The 17,589-nt window shown below is 43.3% G+C and carries 15 protein-coding genes; 6 read left to right on the forward strand and 9 right to left on the reverse strand.

The window, feature by feature from the left end:
* Window positions 1-70 precede the first annotated feature (70 nt).
* Window positions 71-1,024, forward strand: a complete 954-nt coding sequence (locus PPIS_RS23860) for a ribonuclease Z (RefSeq protein WP_026345550.1) — start codon at window positions 71-73, stop codon at window positions 1,022-1,024.
* Here the strand turns inward: PPIS_RS23860 and PPIS_RS23865 are convergent.
* Together PPIS_RS23865 and PPIS_RS23870 are read right to left on the reverse strand one after the other, a co-directional pair.
* Window positions 1,021-2,334, reverse strand: coding sequence for a DUF2252 family protein (locus PPIS_RS23865; protein WP_010373019.1), 1,314 nt, complete (start codon window positions 2,332-2,334; stop codon window positions 1,021-1,023). The genes PPIS_RS23860 and PPIS_RS23865 overlap by 4 nt on opposite strands.
* Window positions 2,335-2,337: 3 nt before the next feature.
* Window positions 2,338-3,168 carry a polyphosphate kinase 2 family protein gene (locus tag PPIS_RS23870; RefSeq protein ID WP_010373016.1) on the reverse strand — a complete coding sequence of 277 codons (831 nt, stop codon included), beginning with the start codon at window positions 3,166-3,168 and terminating at the stop codon, window positions 2,338-2,340.
* 371 nt (window positions 3,169-3,539) lie between these two features.
* On the opposite strand from PPIS_RS23870, the gene PPIS_RS23875 reads away from it, so the two are divergent.
* The gene (locus tag PPIS_RS23875) at window positions 3,540-6,443 is read left to right on the forward strand and encodes a hypothetical protein (protein ID WP_010373013.1); all 2,904 of its coding nucleotides are present in this window, start codon (window positions 3,540-3,542) and stop codon (window positions 6,441-6,443) included.
* A gap of 23 nt (window positions 6,444-6,466) precedes the next feature.
* Here the strand turns inward: PPIS_RS23875 and PPIS_RS23880 are convergent, their stop codons facing one another.
* Both PPIS_RS23880 and PPIS_RS23885 read right to left on the reverse strand, forming a co-directional pair.
* Window positions 6,467-7,405: a formylglycine-generating enzyme family protein gene (locus tag PPIS_RS23880; RefSeq protein WP_010373012.1), complete on the reverse strand. Its 939-nt coding sequence runs from the start codon at window positions 7,403-7,405 to the stop codon at window positions 6,467-6,469.
* Window positions 7,406-7,550: 145 nt separating this feature from the next.
* Window positions 7,551-8,456 (reverse strand): formylglycine-generating enzyme family protein, encoded by a 906-nt coding sequence (locus PPIS_RS23885; RefSeq protein ID WP_019647321.1) that lies wholly within the window; start codon window positions 8,454-8,456, stop codon window positions 7,551-7,553.
* Between the two features lie 214 nt (window positions 8,457-8,670).
* Between PPIS_RS23885 and PPIS_RS23890 the strand changes: the two genes are divergently transcribed.
* Window positions 8,671-9,213, forward strand: coding sequence for a cysteine hydrolase family protein (locus tag PPIS_RS23890; RefSeq protein ID WP_010373007.1), 543 nt, complete (start codon window positions 8,671-8,673; stop codon window positions 9,211-9,213).
* 161 nt (window positions 9,214-9,374) lie between these two features.
* Here PPIS_RS23890 and PPIS_RS23895 read toward each other — a convergent pair whose 3' ends face one another.
* Window positions 9,375-9,734, reverse strand: a complete 360-nt coding sequence (locus tag PPIS_RS23895) for a hypothetical protein (RefSeq protein WP_010373005.1) — start codon at window positions 9,732-9,734, stop codon at window positions 9,375-9,377.
* 226 nt (window positions 9,735-9,960) lie between these two features.
* Between PPIS_RS23895 and PPIS_RS23900 the strand changes: the two genes are divergently transcribed.
* On the forward strand, window positions 9,961-10,851 hold the full coding sequence (locus PPIS_RS23900) for a hypothetical protein (protein ID WP_010373003.1): 891 nt from the start codon (window positions 9,961-9,963) through the stop codon (window positions 10,849-10,851).
* Between the two features lie 79 nt (window positions 10,852-10,930).
* Here PPIS_RS23900 and PPIS_RS23905 read toward each other — a convergent pair whose 3' ends face one another.
* The 3 genes from PPIS_RS23905 to PPIS_RS23915 all read right to left on the reverse strand — a co-directional run bounded on the left by PPIS_RS23905 (window position 10,931) and on the right by PPIS_RS23915 (window position 14,072).
* On the reverse strand, window positions 10,931-11,734 hold the full coding sequence (locus PPIS_RS23905; protein ID WP_010373001.1) for a DUF1338 domain-containing protein: 804 nt from the start codon (window positions 11,732-11,734) through the stop codon (window positions 10,931-10,933).
* Window positions 11,735-11,810: 76 nt separating this feature from the next.
* Complete coding sequence (gene astA, locus PPIS_RS23910) at window positions 11,811-12,836, reverse strand: arginine N-succinyltransferase (RefSeq protein ID WP_010372999.1); 1,026 nt, start codon at window positions 12,834-12,836, stop codon at window positions 11,811-11,813.
* 30 nt (window positions 12,837-12,866) lie between these two features.
* Window positions 12,867-14,072 carry an aspartate aminotransferase family protein gene (locus tag PPIS_RS23915; protein WP_010372997.1) on the reverse strand — a complete coding sequence of 402 codons (1,206 nt, stop codon included), beginning with the start codon at window positions 14,070-14,072 and terminating at the stop codon, window positions 12,867-12,869.
* A 184-nt stretch (window positions 14,073-14,256) separates the two neighbouring features.
* On the opposite strand from PPIS_RS23915, the gene PPIS_RS23920 reads away from it, so the two are divergent.
* The gene (locus tag PPIS_RS23920) at window positions 14,257-14,685 is read left to right on the forward strand and encodes an Lrp/AsnC family transcriptional regulator (protein ID WP_010372995.1); all 429 of its coding nucleotides are present in this window, start codon (window positions 14,257-14,259) and stop codon (window positions 14,683-14,685) included.
* 138 nt (window positions 14,686-14,823) lie between these two features.
* Here the strand turns inward: PPIS_RS23920 and PPIS_RS23925 are convergent, their stop codons facing one another.
* Window positions 14,824-16,725: a putative bifunctional diguanylate cyclase/phosphodiesterase gene (locus tag PPIS_RS23925; protein ID WP_010372994.1), complete on the reverse strand. Its 1,902-nt coding sequence runs from the start codon at window positions 16,723-16,725 to the stop codon at window positions 14,824-14,826.
* A gap of 556 nt (window positions 16,726-17,281) precedes the next feature.
* On the opposite strand from PPIS_RS23925, the gene PPIS_RS23930 reads away from it, so the two are divergent.
* Entirely contained in the window at window positions 17,282-17,581 is a 300-nt protein-coding gene (locus PPIS_RS23930) for an isoamylase early set domain-containing protein (RefSeq protein ID WP_010372991.1), read from the forward strand.
* Window positions 17,582-17,589: the final 8 nt, after the last annotated feature.

Below are 17,589 nucleotides of genomic sequence, written 5' to 3' on the forward strand. Positions count from 1 at the left end.
CGCGCGCTTCGCTATTACGTTATTTATTCGTTACAATGGTATACCCACTTAAAAAGTAAACGGTTTTGGCGTGAAAGTACATTTTCTTGGCACTTCTTCAGGTAGCCCATCTAAGCAACGTAATATGTCGGCAGCGGCAGTAAGCTTTGAAAATACCAAAGCCTGGGTACTAATTGACTGCGCCGAAGCGGCCCAGCATGCGCTGCTGCACAGTGAGTTAACCCTATATCATCTCGAAGCGATTTGTATTACCCATCTTCATGGGGATCATTGTTATGGATTACCCGGACTTATTTCATCCATGGCGTTAAACTCTCGCAAAGCGCCGCTAAAATTAATTGCACCGAGGGCCGTTATTCAGTTTGTGCAAAGCTGTTTTACACTGACAGAGGTGAGGCTAAGTTTTGACTTAATCACTATCGCCCTTGAAGAAATAAACGATAAGTTACATCTTGAATGTTGCGATATCGAAACCATAGCGCTACAACACAGAGTGCCCAGTGTTGGCTATAAACTCACGGAAAAGTGCATTCCTCGCAAGTTAAAAATAGACAAACTTCAGCTAGATGGCATTGCGTCTGGCGGCCACTACAACCTGTTGCAAAAGGGCCAAGACGTAGAATATCAAGGGCGACTTTTAACCTCGGATGACTACAGTTTTTATAGTTGGCAACCTCGAGTTGCAATAATTTGTGGTGATAACGAAAAGCCCGGCTTGCTATCGCAGATGATAAAAGAGGTCGATTTGCTTGTTCATGAAGCTACCTTTACCGCTGCAGATCTTCATAAAGTGGGATTTCATACAGGGCATAGCGATGCTAAGCGCATCGCTCAATTTGCACAATTACATCAAGTGCCCATGCTCGCGCTCACTCATTTTAGCGTGCGCTATCATGGTGAGGGCATGCTGCAGCCTCTTATTGAAGAGGCCAAGTTGCACTTTAGCAATGCACTCATCATCGCAGAGGATGGTCTGATTGTAGACATTCCAAAGCAAAAGCAAGTTGAGTGCGCTACTGCTTAGCTCTGGGATTGCTCGCAAAACCAACGCCAATCGGCTACGACTTGCTCGCTGTAATGACTGGCCGATTTGACCAATACATCGATGAGACTAGGCAAAATGGCTACTGCATCTTCTTGAAATTGTAAGGAGCGTCTATCTGCTCGCATATGTGAAAGGGCAAGGGCTTCACCGCAAGCTTCTGCATATTGGCTAAAGCCCGACTTAGTCGCTGCACGCTTACCAATGGTGATGTCTTCTGGGTCTATACCAACGCGAGCATGATGGCGCGAGCGTACCAGCCAGTGACTGCCTTGCCACAGTGCATTATCTAAAATGAGATCGGTACGGCGCTGCATTTTTCTTTGACTGTTGACGGTTAAGTGTGCGGGATCTAAGCGATTCACAGGGCTTAAATTTGCAAAGTAAGCAAGAGGCGAAGCGAGTTGCTGTTGTTTTACCTCCACAATGTGGCATAGCGGCAGAATATCTTTAGTGGGCTTTTGTACGTTTGGGCCAACCAACAAGTAGTATCTGCTCAGATGCAGTGAGCCTGTGCCTTGGTCGATACGCTCAACACAATCTAAAATTTCGTCATCAACGTAGGGTGCAAAGTGATAAATAAGGTTTTCTTTTAAATCGGGGTTAAGTTGCTTAAACTTCAGTTTGTCTTCGCGAAAACGTAGCGGTTTAATGCTGAGGTCGATTTCCTTAGCAAGTGTACTTTTAATCGTAAACGCGGCGCCACCCGCCATTCTTTGCAACCCTTTTTGCCATCGTTTATGCAATATATGGTTATTATCAAACTCGGTTAAGCCTGTGTTGCTATCGACCTTATGTTCCAGCGACAACTGACAAGCTTTTAGGTAGCTGTGTAAAAAGTCCAATTGTGCTTGGGCAACTAGCTCTTTACTGACCAAAGGTTTACTTCGGTCTTTAATATCCTGTGCTTGCTCTTGAATACGGCCACCTTCTAGTTGGGTAAGCGGTAAACTCACTAAAAAGCGAAACAGGTCCCACACAACGTGTCCGACGCAGGCATCATCGAAGTCATTAGGTTCAAAAATTAGGGTATCGCCGTGGCTGCCTTCTTCACTATGAAAGCCAAAATTGCCCGTATGACAATCGCCCATTACGTAAGTGAGTGGCAGGCTGGTGGCCGCTTCAGGTAACTGTATTTGTTGCTCCAGTAAGTCCTTATACATAAGCGCGGCACTACCACGGAAGAACCGAAATGGACTGAGTCTCATTTTGTCGAATTTACTGCATTCATTGCTTACGTGAATGCCTTCACGCTCATTAAAGTAAGATGCAAGATAGTCGTGACGATTCATGGATTAGTCCTCCCTTTGAACAATACCCAATTGAGATTTTGCCAGTTTTACAACGGCTTTATCGATAGGTGGGGGACTAATATCAACCCCCTTGCTTAGTGCTTCGACAATGGTTTTCATCACTTGTACGCGGGCATACCATTTATGTTCCGCGAGGATCAAATGCCATCCCGCTAAATTCGTATCGGTTTTAGCAAACATATCATCAATTGCTTGCTCATAATCTTGTCGCTTTTGGCGGTTGCGAATATCTTCTTCCGTTAGTTTCCAGCGCTTATACGGATTATTTAAACGCTCTGTAAAGCGTTTGAGTTGTTCGTCTTCGCTAATGTGTAAAAATAGCTTAACGATGCGGACATTATCATCCGTCAGCAGACGCTCAAATTCATTGATTTCTTGATAGGCGCGGCGCCACTCTTGCTCACTAGCAAATGCTTCAACCCGTTCTACCAACACTCGGCCGTAGTATGAACGGTCAAAAATAGTCATAGTGCCCCGAGGTGGTAGCTTAGTTTGAAAGCGGTATAAGTAATGCCGGCCTTGTTCCTCAGGCGTTGGTTTTGCGATTGGGTAAACCTTAACGCCGCGTGGATCGAGCTTTTCTGTCATGCGGCGAATAGCGCCTCCTTTACCAGCCGCATCCCAGCCTTCAAACACTAAAATAGCGCGCTTCCCTTGATGAAAATAGGCTTGTTGCACATGTAATAGTTGGGTTTGCCAGTACTTTAACTCGCTTTTGTAGTGTTTTTTTGAATCAATAGCGGGGTGTGTCATGGGAGGCTTTACACTTAGCCCACGATTCAGCGCCTTTATTTCTGATACATAACTGGTCATGCTAACTCCTTTAATCGCCTTTGGTTAAGTTGGCCCTGTTGCTATCAAAGTGCTTTTCAACGCGAAAATATTACCGCACCAACTAACTTTTGAGCGTGTTAGAGTAACCTAGATTAAACTCTACAGGGACTTTTTGACAATGATATGTCATACCATTTTGTCTTACACTTCCTTAATTTGAGGGAGATAATCAGGCGCTAACGGCGTTAAAAATTTCTCATCATTTAGAACAGGTAAATGGCAAAATTTTTCCTTGATTGAATAACTGACTCCATCGGTATAAAATCTACCCCGAATAATATCTCGCGCTCATTGGTGAGTAGCAAATTGCATTGATGAGGAACAACCGGAATAAACAAGGAAGGATTGGCATGAAGCCTTTTGACAAGTGGCCTGCGCTTGTGCAAGACGCACAGCAAGGTACATTCGATGATTCACTTTTTCAGTCAGATTCAGACGTAAAAAATTCGGCACAACCAACCAGGTTGCCGATGGCTAAAGTGCCCACCATCATTCTTAAAGCACTTAACCCCCATCACACTGACTATATACGTATTGATCCAAAAGACGCTCGTTACTGGCATGGGGGACTTCATCATCATGACGATAGACAACTACTTGTTATTTCAAATAACCAAGCACAACGTCTCAAAACGGTTTCGCAAGGCAATATAAAGGAGATCTTTGCGTTTATTAAAAAGTCAACGCTTGAGGCTAACGTGGAAGGTCAGCTCAGTTCTGGTGGCAGTAAAGGCTTCTCGGGTGGGGCGGGAGAGTTAAGCCAAAACGGTGCATATTTAGGTGCTGCAGTTAAATATGCTGCTACAAGCGATGCCTCAAAAAATGATGGTGTGGGCTTCAATAGTAGCCAAGGAGTAGGTACAACGCGACCGTCAATGGGTAAGAGTAACGCTGGCATTAAAAAAACACCCACTAAGCTAGAAAGTACAGCACAACCCATAGATACTATTGCGCCATCTGTCATTATTGGTCAACCAAATCCAAAGCAAATCGTAAAATTAGAGCAAAACCAAGCTACTAAAAGACGTTTTGCAAATCATGTATTAGGGCCGGGAGAAACTGCCGCGAGTGTTGTCGAGCAGTATACTGGCACACCGAATGAAAGCCGTATATATGGCTTCAACCATCCTCAGTTTACTATAAAAAATCCTCCCAAAGCGGGTGATAAAGTCAGGGTGAATACCGGCTTTGATGTACTCGTTAAAGGGCAATTTTATAACAGCAATAGCGTTAACCTAATCTGGAAAGGACCAACGTCGGGTTCAAAATCAGCCATATTGGAGCAAGTGAATGGCAAATATCTACCAGACAGAGGCTACGATTGGGAGTTGGCGCTACCGCTTGTGGCGGGGGAATACACATTAACCGCTGAAGCCGGAGGTGCGACGCACTCCGTGAGTTTTTCGGTTGAAGAATCCGAAGACCAACTGGAAATTATTGGCTTTTTATATATTCCAGAAGATAACAGCTTTATAGCAGTCACCCAGTCACTTGCCGATATTTTAGAGCAAGAAATGGAAGTACTTAACCCTCCCATGGAGCAGTTAAAGCAAGCGCTGGCTGGACAACAAGACCTCTCGAAGCAAGATGATAAAGTAATTGATGCCAAAAAGGCGTTAAACGAGACTTTAAAACCACTTGTTTCAGGCCCTACCGCTAATAAAATTACCGAAGTCATTGGCTTTAAAGGCCGAAAGTATACCTATGTGCGTAGTGATAAAATGGCCAACCACTTTAGACGCTACAAAATTGATACGGACATTCGAAACGGTCGTCGTTTTAGCGATGCGAATGGCAACTTAGACCGTAAGAAACTGAACAAAGCGCTTAAAAATGATTTGAGCAAGCTAAAGGTCAATTTTAAGTATGATAAGAAGCTCGTCGACACGTATACAACCATATGGGGCGAATGGGCTAGGGAGCTTAATAAAGATCTAAATATAAAAAGGTTTGAAAAAAGCGACTATTTTGATGCCAGTGCAGAGGCGCGATTAATGCGCTACACCCATGGTGCAGGCATTGCTGCAAACTTTAGCCCAAAGGATGGTGTCTTTTCATTTCAAGCGGATGGCAAAGTCGATTTTGCTGTCGGTGAAGCAAAAGCTGCAATGAGTGGTTACTACCCTAATAAAAAGGGCTATGAATTTAAGTTTATGATGCCGCTTAAAAATACGACCAAAGAGCGTGAGATAAACTTAGGCGCGATCCGATTAAATGCGACCATTGCCTTTTTTGGCTATGCAGGTGCTAAATTACAAGCGGCGGCAAATGTAGGCTGTACAGTAAAGCAAGGTAAAATGATGCTTGAGGGGTTAACCCCTGAACAAGTAAAAGCACTTAGCCGTGCCGATCGCAAGTTTGAACCTGTAAAAGGTGAGCTCAGCGCATTTGCTGGGGTATCGGCAGGCTGTGAGTTAACGGGTGCTTTGCAGTGGGATAATCCAGAAAAATCTGGTAAATCTAGTTTTTGTGATCTAGCTAAACTAGGTGGAAAGGCAGAAGGCGCATTTGGCGCCGGTGCACACGCTGGATGTTTTATTGGTTATGAAAACGGAAAGTTTATACTTCGCGCGAAATTGGGACTTATCTGGGGCGTAGGTGCTGGCGGAGAATTAGTTTGTGAGATAGGTGTCGATGAAATTGTCACGCTTGCCCAATTTGTTTATCACCAGCTTAAAAATAATGATTATGATTACCTAGCATTTATCCAAGAAGATGCTTTTAAAGTGCTCTACAAAGCTGTGGCGATGCATATAGCAACAGGTAAAGATATTATGGAGTTTGTTGGCGGTTCTGCTGAGGATATAGATGAGTGGTGGCAGACAAAAGTGTTTATTCATGAACAAGCAAGGGAAATTATGGGTAGGGTACGGCTGAAACCAGAAATGCTCAAATTCACCGTACCTGAGGGTAAAGGAGCAATGTTAAATTTACTCGCTAATCCAAATTTAGCGAGTTTAATTGACTCGGGTACCTATAGTTGGTCTGGCTTAAATGAGCAGCGCGAGAATGCCATTATTATTGTACTTAAGCATATTCTTTGTACTGAAGAGTTAGATGAAGTATTACAGCATATGGGAGAGGGCGGCGCAAAATGTAGCCGAGAAGAGGGCTTATCTCAGCTTAATAGTATTTTAGAAGGTGCTCAGCAGCGTGAGTTTGATGCATGGAGACGTAAACTACCAAGTCGAGCACGTTCCGGTTCTGTTGCAGTAGCTATGCTCAATACAAATCCATTTGTTGCAATGGTGTAATAGATGTTGTGCAGCCAAAGCTGTTACTTTGACTGCACAACTAGGGGATTAGATTGATTTAGAGCACAACGAAAACCAGTAACTCTGTACGCTTTTTCCAATTTTTCAGATTCTTGGCGGGTATATACATTACTACCGCGAGGTGATTCCAAGAACATCCCGCCACGCCTTACTTTTTTAGTTCCCGAGCTAGGCCCTTTGGGATCCAATTCTGGGGAGTGTTGATAATAATCTTCAGCCCACCAGTCATTGACCCACTCAATCATATTGCCGCTTAAATCATAAAATCCTAATGGGTTAGCGGGGTATGTGCCAGAAGGCTCCGCATAATCAGTATTTAGTTCATAATTCCGGCCTTCTTCTATCCACCCGTTATCTGTGGCAAAAAGAATATTCTCGCCACGGTTTCTTGCTGCAAATTCCCATTGTGCTTCTGTTGGTAAATCAAAGGGTAGCTGGGTTAGCTCAGCGAGCCATAAGCAATAGTTTTTTGCACTATACCAACTCACCCCCGCAGGGAATTCAGGTGCGCGCCAAACTTCCCCTTCACCCCAATCCTCCCACATGGTTTTTGGTAGGTCATTTACTGCGGTATATAAATCAAAATCGCCATAGCTTACCTCATAAGCGCCCATCGAATAGCTGGTAAGGGTCACCTTATGAGCGGGTTTATTATCGCGGGCTATGGTCCAAGGCAAGTTATTAGGGCCTCCGCCATCGCCCATCATAAAGCTGCCGCCTTCAACAAACACCATTTGGGCTTTTGAGCGCTCAATAAGTGCTTGCACTTGTTTGTCTTGCTCGCCAGTAAGCGCGTCTATTTGTTGGTCAAGGTCGTCGCACCCAGTCATTACCACACACAGTAATGTAAGGCTGGGAATGGTTGTGTGTTGATTGGCAAGAATATCGCGCCAGTTAATGTTGGCAAAGTGGGAGAGTGAATGTATCCGTTTATTTTCCATATGGTGACTTTCCGTATGTTACTTATTTATCCTTAGTGCAGCTCAAGCATACCAAGCGTACAGGCGAAATCAAAATCGCGACAGCATAAAGTAAGTAGTTTGAATAAACGCTGACTTTTACGGTGATAAATGCGATGGCAATGAGCTAGTTAACTGATTGAACAGGAATTGGCTTCGCTTGATTTAGAGCACAACGAAAACCAGTAACTCTATATGCTTTTTCCAATTTTTCAGATTCTTGCCGTGTATATACATTACTGCCACGGGGAGACTCTAAAAACATCCCGCCACGCATAACCTTTTTTGTGCCTTCTTTTGGTCCTTTGGGATCCTGCTCTGGGGTGTGTTGATAGTAATCCTCAGCCCACCAGTCATTGACCCATTCAATCATATTGCCGCTTAAGTCATAAAACCCCAATGGGTTAGGTGGATAGGTGCCACTAATATGCGGTTCAGGCTCTTCGGCGAGAGAGTAATTTACACCGAGTTCAAGCATACCAGTATTGGTGGCAAACAAAATGTTTTCACCACGGTTTCGTGCTGCAAATTCCCACTGTGCTTCGGTTGGTAAATCAATTGGGAGTTGTGTGAGTTTTGCCAGCCATAAGCAATAGTTCTTGGCATCATACCAGTTCACCCCCGCAGAGAATTCAGGTGCACGCCAAATTTCATCTTTATCCCATTTTGTCCACATGGTTTTTGGTAGGTCATTTACTGCGGTATATAAATCAAAATCGCCATAGCTTACCTCATAAGCGCCCATCGAATAGCTGGTAAGGGTCACCTTATGAGCGGGTTTATTATCGCGGGCTATGGTCCAAGGCAAGTTATTAGGGCCTCCGCCATCGCCCATCATAAAGCTGCCGCCTTCAACAAACACCATTTGGGCTTTTGAGCGCTCAATAAGTGCTTGTACTTGTTTGTCTTGCTCGCCAGTAAGCGCGTCTATTTGTTGGCCAAGGTCGTCACACCCGCTTATGACCAAGCATAGTAATGTCGCTAAAGGGGGTAATATCTGATGATCAATCTTGTCCATAAGTGTGCTATCCATAAGTTCTTTGCATACACATTTATCATAACTTGTTTAGCTGTATTGAGACATAGCTAATGTGGCAGTAAGACCAATGTATAAATATTAAAATGACAATATAACGCTTGTAATTTATATTGTTTGGGCACTACAACCCTTTGAAAGAATGAATGCTGTTCAAGGTGTTGGCGGCTTTTGAATTTATAAGCAAGATTATGCCCAAAAAGAGTATGCTATGAAATCTGCAGTATTGGTAATTGATGTACAGTGCCTTTTATTCGACCCAGAGCCCAAACCGTATGCAAGTGAAGAGGTGTTAAGCCGAATTAACTTAGTGACAGATTGGGCTCGAAAGCAAGGCATGCCGGTGATCTATATTCAACATGAGCAAAGCGGTACTGCGATTGAGTATGGTAGTGAAGGTTGGCAATTACAATCGGTACTTCAAGTTGACGCCAATGATCTGTTCGTGCGTAAAACCACTCCTGATTCATTTTTAAACACAAATCTGTCTAACATACTTGAAGAACATGGAGCTCAACATATTTATGTTTGTGGTTATGCTACAGAGTTTTGTGTTGATACAACGAGTCGGCGAGCCGCGGGTTTGGGTTATGCAGTTACATTAGTGGCGGATGCCCATACCACACATTGCAAAAAGCACATGTCAGGTGAACAAATAAGAATACACCATAATGCCACACTGCCAAATATCTCCAGTTTTGGAGTGAAAATATCCGCGGTGTCTACTGCCAAAGTTATCGCTTTAGGTGACTGATACAGTCTAATTTTGTTGAGGGGTTACCATTTCCTGTCACTGTTTTCACTTACTCGTCCTAATAACCGACTGTTAAGGGTTATACATGTTATTACACAAGTGTGAAGCAAACCGGAAACGATCCTCCTATAAGTTTTAATCTAAGCCTTTGAACCGAAGGACTATTCAATCCACATCCATGCAATTAAAGGCGGGGTAGTCGCGTTTTTAAATGTGATATTAATTACGATATCGTCTTGCGTGTTCTCGTATTTCGCTGCAAATATCAGCATTGGATCCTGACCTCTTCGAAGAGACGCTAACAAGGTTTTGGATTTTAAGCGGCCAAGCTGCGGCGCGATTTCACGGTATGCCCGTAAAAATCCCTCCTCAGAAACCTTTTTGGCTAAGTCGGCGGTTATTACAGATAAATATGCTTGATAGTTTCCTCTCTCATGCGCTTTCAAAGCATTGTCGACAACAGGCATGAGAAGGTTAAGCGCCTCTTCTTCTGTTGAACCAAACGTTCCAAAATAATTCATAACTAGTATCCTTGTCTAATCCTACTGACTCTTCATCAACAGGTAATGAATATAAGCAATATTTTTAAGTGTCTCAAACACTGTAAAAGTCTAAGTACCTATTTCAACTGTGGGGTTAATACTTTTATACTAGGGTCTGTTGATCCTTGCTGCTGCAAAAACAAACTTGAAAGATAAACAGGCCCTAACTTACGAGTAAGCAACGTTATTTAATAAGGAGATAGTAATGAATGCTTATAATATCGAAATATTGAAACAATCCATTGACGATAAAACACGCTTTGATGGCTGGGTATTTGGTTTGCCCCCCGGAATTAAAGCCAATCAATGGCCGCTTGACCCACATACCGGTTATCCGCTAAAGCACAGCTTTACACTAAAATTGCCAGAGGGCTATCGCACTGATGAGAATGCGTATGCGGTTAGCTTTTTTGCAATCGCGGTTGAGCATAATGATGGCGGACCCGAATATATTGAAGGGTTAGAAGTGGCGTTATTTGCTGAGCAGTCGCCAGATGAACCGCTATTCGAACCCTTTTGGCAGGCGATGCAAACTGTTCATCCTAGCTGTAAGTTTGCAGCGGATACGCTAGATTGTTATTACGCAACGCTCCTGCTTAGTGAAGCTGAGTTTTACGGCGAGCTCTGTTCACCGCCAACTATTATTGAGCGGCATTTTGAAGATGATGTTTGCGTTCCTGAATGGCTAGTCGAGGGTGGGGCGAGTTGCTTTTGGAAAATGAACTATTCCCAGTACCTCAGTTTGCCAGCTGAAGAGTACCAAATATATCGCGAGCTTGGTGGAATTCCCCCAGAAGCACTGAGTTTTAACCGTGCAATTGCGCTTGTTGCCAACCCCAGTGATCCTAATGCGGGCAAGACGCCCAGCGAATATGAAGATACAGGTTATATTGACCTGTACGAAGGCGACCCTGAGTGGTTAGAGAGTGTTTCGCCAAACCATTTAGGCGGGACGAGTTTAAACGGTCAAGGGATCCCAGATTTTCTTACACCTTACTACATTGAATTCGAAGAGATCTTAGGTGGGCATAACTTTGGCGGAGGGATAGGTATGCTTGATTTGGTAAACCGCGAGTTTGATTGGAGTTGTGGCTAATATTAACTAAAAAAGCAGCCATAAAGGCTGCTTTACAATTTGGGCAGAGTGCTTAGGCAAGCACTGATTTTAAACGCGATTATCTTGCGTTAGTACTTTCAAAGATTTTGTCAGCAGAAGCTGCAACAAAACCAGTATAGATCTCGCCGTCAGGCTTGGCATAACGCAGAGCAAACTCATAGAAGCAGCTTGGAATGCTAAATTCACCATCGTTAAACTGTACGTTTTGATGATCAGCAAGCGTCGAAGATTGCTCTAGTAACACTTCCGGAGAGCCTTTGATTTCGCCGCCAGAGGTGTTTAGTTCAAAACCGTTGTCTTTGAGCGCTTGGTTTACAGCTTCAATTGTGGTGAAGTTCTTCAGGTAGTTGATGCTTACCGTGAAATGGTTTGCACGGTAGCCCCATGCAGACATCCATGCGGCATACTCGCTCTCAGCGAGTAGCTTTTTGTATGTCTCATGAGAAACACGCCAGTGGGTGCCAGAATACAGGAAGTTTTCAGCTGTTACTGCTGACTCGTCGATTTGCTCAACCATGTCTTTAACGATAGCTTGTAGTTCTTCTGAACATTTTTCAACGAGCAGCTCAGAGATAAACACCTTTGGTTTAGTTGGATCTTGGTGTTCATAGTGCTTAGCATATAGCTTTTTCGCTTCAAAGTGGTATTCGCCACACTCTGTATAACCCACAGCTTTAAAATGTGCAGCGAGCTTTTCTAGGCCTACTTTTTCAATATTAAAGGTACGCAATGCAATGTGGTCATTGATCACGTCGTCTTTTTGCGTTGAGCCGAGAAGTTCATGAACTTTAACGGCAGAAGGTGTTACTTCTAGGTAGTTATCCCACAGGTGTTCAAATAGTGTATCTACGTTGTTGTGCATAATGGTTTCCTAATTTTTTGTCTTGGTGACAGCTTGTTAAACGTTATACCAATTGGTATCAGCACGACATTGAAATCTATAGTTTAAATGCGTTTATCAGTTCACCTTGAGTGACATCAAGCGCATTAGCTACCTCTGCGGTCAGCTGAATTTTTTCCTCAGCTTCGCAGAGGTATGCCTGATCGGTAAACGTGGCTTTAAACGCGTCTAATCGACCATTTGAAATAGCAAGACTAGGGAGCTTGTCAGGTAGTGAAGCGACTATTTCAACCTCACCTTTAAACGACTCTCTAACCGTTCTAATGTTGTCTAGCTTGGCTTCTACCGTTGGACCTGCGTCGAACAAGTCAACATAGCCACGGTGTTCAAACCCTTCTTTTTGTAATAAACGCAAAGCAGGCTTGGTTTTCTCGTGCACTTTACCTATCACAGCTTGTGCTTCTGGACTTAGTAGGTTTGCATAGATGGGATACTTGGGCATAAGTTCACAAATAAACACTTTGTCCCCGAGACCGACCAAGTGATCTGCTTGCGGAAATTCAATGCTAAAAAAGTGTTCTTGCAGCCACTGCCAAAATGGTGAATGGCCATGTTCGTCACTTACACCACGCATTTCTGCAATAACGGTATCGCTAAAGCGCTCAGCATGTTCTGCCATAAATAAGAAACGACTTCTTGAGAGAAAGCGACCAGCTAACCCTTGGCGATGACCTTCACGTAAAAATAGCGTGCAGATCTCGGAACTTCCGGTGTAGTCGTTACACATCGATAGAATATCAACGGTATTATAGACACCTAAAGTTCTTGAGTGATGTACTGTTTTGCCAAGATGATAGTGATATAAAGGCACAGACATACCGACCGCAGCTTCAATCGCAGTGGTACCTATAATTTCGCCCGTTTGTGTGTCTTCAAGGACGAATAAATAGCCTTCGTCGTATGGTTTTGACACTGACTTTGCAAAGCTTTCAACTGAGCGGTTAATTTTATTAGACAACAATTCGTCATCTACTGGCAGTGAGGTAAACCCATGGCCAGATTCAACCGCAATGGTTTTTAGCGCGTCAAAGTCAGTTTTTTGTATTGGTCTTAATACTAACATGAGAAAGAGGAGACCGAGGTCCCCAGCTCCTTAGCCGTTTACTACTGCAGCAACCGCTTGTTCAAAGCGTGCTAGGCCTTCTTGGATCTCTTCATCAGTGATCACAAGAGAAGGCGTAAAACGAACTACGTTAGTACCAGCAACTAATGACATTAAACCGTGCTCTGCACTTGCTACCAGGAAGTCGCGTGCACGGCCTTCAAATTTGTCATTGAGCACTGCACCAAGAAGAAGACCTTTACCGCGCACTTCAGAAAATACATTGTATTTGTCGTTAATGGCATTTAGACCATCTCTGAATACTTGTTCTTTGGCTTTTACGCCAGCTAACACCGATTCTGTATTTACTGTGTCAAATGCAGCTTCCGCTACCGCGCAGGCTAGTGGATTACCACCATAAGTTGAGCCATGGGTGCCTACTTTAAGGTGAGCTGCAATTTCAGTGGTGGTAAGCATCGCGCCAATCGGGAAACCGCCGCCTAGTGCTTTTGCGCTAGTTAGGATATCAGGTGTTACACCTAGCCCTTGATAAGCATATAGATCACCGGTTCGGCCAACACCCGTTTGTACTTCATCAAAAATAAGTAGCGCGTTGTGCTTATCACATAGTTCGCGCACAGCTTGAACAAATTCAGCATTTGGAGAAATGATCCCGCCTTCACCTTGAAGTGGTTCCATCATGACTGCGCAAGTCTTGTCTGAGATTGTTTTTTCAAATGCAGCTAAATCGTTATAGTCGATATGAGTGATATCAGCAGGTTTTGGACCAAAGCCATCTGAATAGGCTGCTTGACCACCTACCGTTACCGTGAAGAAAGTACGACCATGGAAGCCTTTGTTGAATGCGATAATTTGCGTTTTTTCTGCACCAAATTTATCCAGAGCCCAACGACGCGCAAGTTTAAGTGCCGCCTCGTTTGCTTCAGCGCCTGAGTTTGCAAAATAGACTTTTTCTGCGAACGTTGCATCAGTTAACTTTTTGGCAAGGCGAAGCGCCGGCTCGTTGGTCATCACATTTGATAAGTGCCAAATTTTTTCGCCTTGTTCTTTAAGTGCAGAGACGAGCGCAGGATGACAATGGCCTAGACAGTTTACGGCGATACCGCCTGCAAAATCGATGAACTCTTTACCTGTCTGATCCCATACGCGAGAGCCTTGGCCTTTAACAGGAATAACGGCTGACGGGTTGTAGTTTGGAACCATGACTTCATCGAATAATTCGCGATTTGCTTGCATGACGCTTTCTCCTAAATTGTTATCATTGTGCGGTATTACTGTCGGGCAGAAGCTGATTACTTGTTGTTCTGCTCACAGCCAACTTGCTATTTCTTCATTATTACGCGCTTTTGTAATAATTTGCAGTGCAATAATTCACATATTTGCTATCATTTATGTCAAATTAACATAGTTAAATTGCAAAATGATTAGTTCACAAGACGAAAAGCTCATTGCACTGTTGCGTAACAATGCACGAGAGAGCATCTCAGAGTTGGCACGTAAGTTAGACCTTTCCAGAACCACAGTACAAAATCGTATCGCAAAATTAGAGCAAAATGGTGTAATTAAAGGCTATCGCGTAGAGTTCGCGGAGCAGTATATGGACGATTTAGTATCGGCACACGTTTCTATTAAGGTAAAACAAAAACTCACTACAAAGGCAAATTTAGCATTGCAGCAGTTGCCAAATGTTTCTGCACTCTATGCCATTAGTGGGGAATATGACTTGATTGCTATTGTTGAAGCACAGAGTTTGGAGCAGTTGAGTCATCTGCTAGATGAAATCGGTAATTTAGAGGGGATTGAGCGTACCAATTCGTCGGTTATCCTAGAAACCAAATTTAAGCGATAAATAACCTTACTTTGGTTCAGATTAAATACTGTGGGCGTTCATCACGATTTGCCAAGCATCCACTTTTAGCAAAATAGGTTGCCTCGCGTGGAAAGTGCAGTATACAGCTTGCTTTTTTCGCTTAACTATTAACAGCAGCTACCCAACTTGCTCTGGTAACCAAATGCTGGTGCCAGTGGCTGCAATATGATTCACATTGCCATTTAACACTTTGCTACCCACATTATTTGAGCTTTCAGGCCGACTCACTAAATACCCCTGTACACAGCTAATTCCTAAGTTTTTAACTAGCTCAAATTGTTCGGTTTGTTCAACGCCCTCGGCAACAATCTTTAATTCTAACTGCTGCCCAAGTTCACTGATGGAATTGAGGATCTTACGATACTTAGGGTTGCTATTGGCTTGAGTAATAAACAGTTTATCGATTTTTATCACATCGATAGGTAAATCGGCGAGGGTGCTTAGCGAGCTAAAACCTGTTCCAAAGTCGTCTATTGCGACACTTATTCCTGCATCTCGGCATTGTTGCAATTGTGAAATCGTTTCATTGCTGGCCTTGATAAGAGTGGATTCCGTGATCTCCAGCATCAAAGCAGTGGCTGGTAGACCGGTTTTTTCTAGGGCCGCATTTACCCATTCAAAGACCTTTCTGTGTTTTAGTTGTATTCCAGAAACGTTAACTGAGATTTTTACCTTTTTCATCCCTGCATTATGCCATGCACACATTTGCCTACACGACTCAAGTAGGATCCAATCACCAAGCTCTAAAATTAAATTAGACTCCTCTGCAATTGGAATAAATTCGGCCGGTGGAATTTGCCCTTCTATCGGATGATTCCAACGAATAAGCGCCTCAAAATAGTCGATAGCACAATCTTCAACATGCACTATCGGTTGGAATGAGAGATAAAAGCTTTGCGCAGAGATAGCGAGTCGTAACTCTTCCAATAGGTAATGATAACGTCGCATTTTCGACCCCATTTCGGGGGAATAAACTTTAAAAATTCCACGACCATCCGTTTTTGCTCTGTACATGGCAACATCAGCCATCTGTAATAACGAGTTCGGTGTTGCCGCACTATCTGGGTATACCGCGATGCCGATACTTGCTCCAATTTTGACAAGCTTATTGCCAAGTAAGAAATCACGCTCTATATCACTGAGAATGGACTGGGCGATTTCTGTGCACAAACTTGGATTGTTTAATTTGGGAATAAATAGCGAAAATTCATCGCCGCCGAGTCTTGAAAGGTTTTGTTCAAGGCCATGAATAGGGTGGCAATCTTCTAAACCATATTGGCGAACCACTTTTGCGAGCCGAGCAGCAACTTGGATCAGAATTTCGTCGCCAAAACTGTGGCCAAAGGAATCATTGACCTGCTTAAAGCCGTCCAAATCAATAAATAGTAGGCCACATTTTTGTTGCGCCAACTCTGCTTGCTTTAACTTTGCCTCGATATGGTCAATATATGCATGTCTATCTATAAGCTTTGTGAGCTTGTCTTGAAAAATTTGAGACTCTGAATGGCGTTTTACTCGTGCAAGATGGCTAGACAAATCGTGGATCGCATGGCTGAGCTTGGCAAGAGAGGACTTATGGTGCAGTGGCGCACTATCAACCTCTAAACGCATCAATATTCCTCCAACGTCCTTATTCACCTCGCTGATATCTTCATCTTGATTACGGTAGCGGCGCTCTGATTTAAAAAGATACGCAACAATCGCGAGTAAAGTTGCGATTGAAATGAGAGTGATTGGAGAAGTAAATACGGTATACCAAACTGTACTTACATCCAGATATCTGGGGATTCCGAGTGTTGACTCTACCGCAACATAAGTGTGGTTTCCGCTTGCTGCAAAGTTCAAACCGTGCAGTAGTGGGGAATACCAAGGTGATATCATTGATACTGTAAGGTGCTCATTTACCGGGGTTGTAGCGATCAGCTCAAGCACGTGGGCCTTAAAAGACAGATGCAGCAATATGACAACAAATAATGTGCCCAGAAGTAGGGTACTTGTCAGTCTTATCGCGTTTGGCATGAATAGGCTTTCCTTAGTAATTCAGACTCTTGCATATTACGGAGTAATTGAATGCAGATGCGATCTTCATCGCAAAAAATGTAATCTGAAATTATAGTTGCTAACCTAGTTTTTTACACACTTTAGCATTCAGTTGCAAGCTTCATCGTGCAAAAGTACTAAAAATTTCACTTTGCAGACTGCTTTATATGAGCGGGATCAATTATTAGTTAAATTCACTTTACATGATAACCATTCTTAACTAGCTTTCTTGTTGACTCTTAATGTGATTGGCTCAGTGATTGCAAGGAACTCATAGCAAACTGAAATCACTGCTTATCTGATTTAGATTGCGCCAAAGCGGTGCAAAATTGCACCAAATTTGTACTGTCATACAAACTCAATATTTGTTTGCTGTACTTAGGGCTGTTGATTTTTAAAGCGAACCGTGAGTTGTCATCTAGTTTCACTTAAATTTCAATATGCTCGACATAAATCGTACACAGTTACCAGTCGTTTGCAGTATTAGCGTACGTCGCTGTGAAATAAGGACTCACAAAAGGTAAACGGGGGTTATATGCTCACTAAACGGTTTTTCAAAACAAAAGACGAAGCAGAAATTACATTTTCATTTTCACACCCAGAAGCGAAAACGGTGGAACTTGCTGGTGATTTTAATGATTGGCAACCCGAGCCGATGAAATTCATCAAAAAAGACAGTGCGTTCAAGCTCAAACACCGTTTACCAACCGACAAAGATTACCACTTCAGATATTTGATTGATGGTGAAGTCTGGGACAATGATCATCAAGCAGATGATTATGTGCCCAACGGCTTTGGAGAAGACAACAGTGTTGTGTCCACAGCGAGAGCGTAACATTATAA

This window comes from Pseudoalteromonas piscicida, from assembly GCF_000238315.3.
Taxonomy (GTDB): Bacteria; Pseudomonadota; Gammaproteobacteria; order Enterobacterales; family Alteromonadaceae; genus Pseudoalteromonas; species Pseudoalteromonas piscicida.

Excerpts from the sequence above, each read along its gene's own strand:
- PPIS_RS23895 (WP_010373005.1), bottom strand. The coding sequence starts at position 9,734 with ATGAATTATTTTGGAACGTTTGGTTCAACAGAAGAAGAGGCGCTTAAC.
- PPIS_RS23875 (WP_010373013.1), top strand. The coding sequence starts at position 3,540 with ATGAAGCCTTTTGACAAGTGGCCTGCGCTTGTGCAAGACGCACAGCAA.
- PPIS_RS23930 (WP_010372991.1), top strand. The coding sequence starts at position 17,282 with ATGCTCACTAAACGGTTTTTCAAAACAAAAGACGAAGCAGAAATTACA.
- PPIS_RS23915 (WP_010372997.1), bottom strand. The coding sequence starts at position 14,072 with ATGCAAGCAAATCGCGAATTATTCGATGAAGTCATGGTTCCAAACTAC.
- PPIS_RS23905 (WP_010373001.1), bottom strand. The coding sequence starts at position 11,734 with ATGCACAACAACGTAGATACACTATTTGAACACCTGTGGGATAACTAC.
- PPIS_RS23925 (WP_010372994.1), bottom strand. The coding sequence starts at position 16,725 with ATGCCAAACGCGATAAGACTGACAAGTACCCTACTTCTGGGCACATTA.
- PPIS_RS23880 (WP_010373012.1), bottom strand. The coding sequence starts at position 7,405 with ATGGAAAATAAACGGATACATTCACTCTCCCACTTTGCCAACATTAAC.
- PPIS_RS23865 (WP_010373019.1), bottom strand. The coding sequence starts at position 2,334 with ATGAATCGTCACGACTATCTTGCATCTTACTTTAATGAGCGTGAAGGC.
- PPIS_RS23885 (WP_019647321.1), bottom strand. The coding sequence starts at position 8,456 with ATGGATAGCACACTTATGGACAAGATTGATCATCAGATATTACCCCCT.
- PPIS_RS23870 (WP_010373016.1), bottom strand. The coding sequence starts at position 3,168 with ATGACCAGTTATGTATCAGAAATAAAGGCGCTGAATCGTGGGCTAAGT.
- PPIS_RS23890 (WP_010373007.1), top strand. The coding sequence starts at position 8,671 with ATGAAATCTGCAGTATTGGTAATTGATGTACAGTGCCTTTTATTCGAC.
- astA (WP_010372999.1), bottom strand. The coding sequence starts at position 12,836 with ATGTTAGTATTAAGACCAATACAAAAAACTGACTTTGACGCGCTAAAA.
- PPIS_RS23920 (WP_010372995.1), top strand. The coding sequence starts at position 14,257 with ATGATTAGTTCACAAGACGAAAAGCTCATTGCACTGTTGCGTAACAAT.
- PPIS_RS23900 (WP_010373003.1), top strand. The coding sequence starts at position 9,961 with ATGAATGCTTATAATATCGAAATATTGAAACAATCCATTGACGATAAA.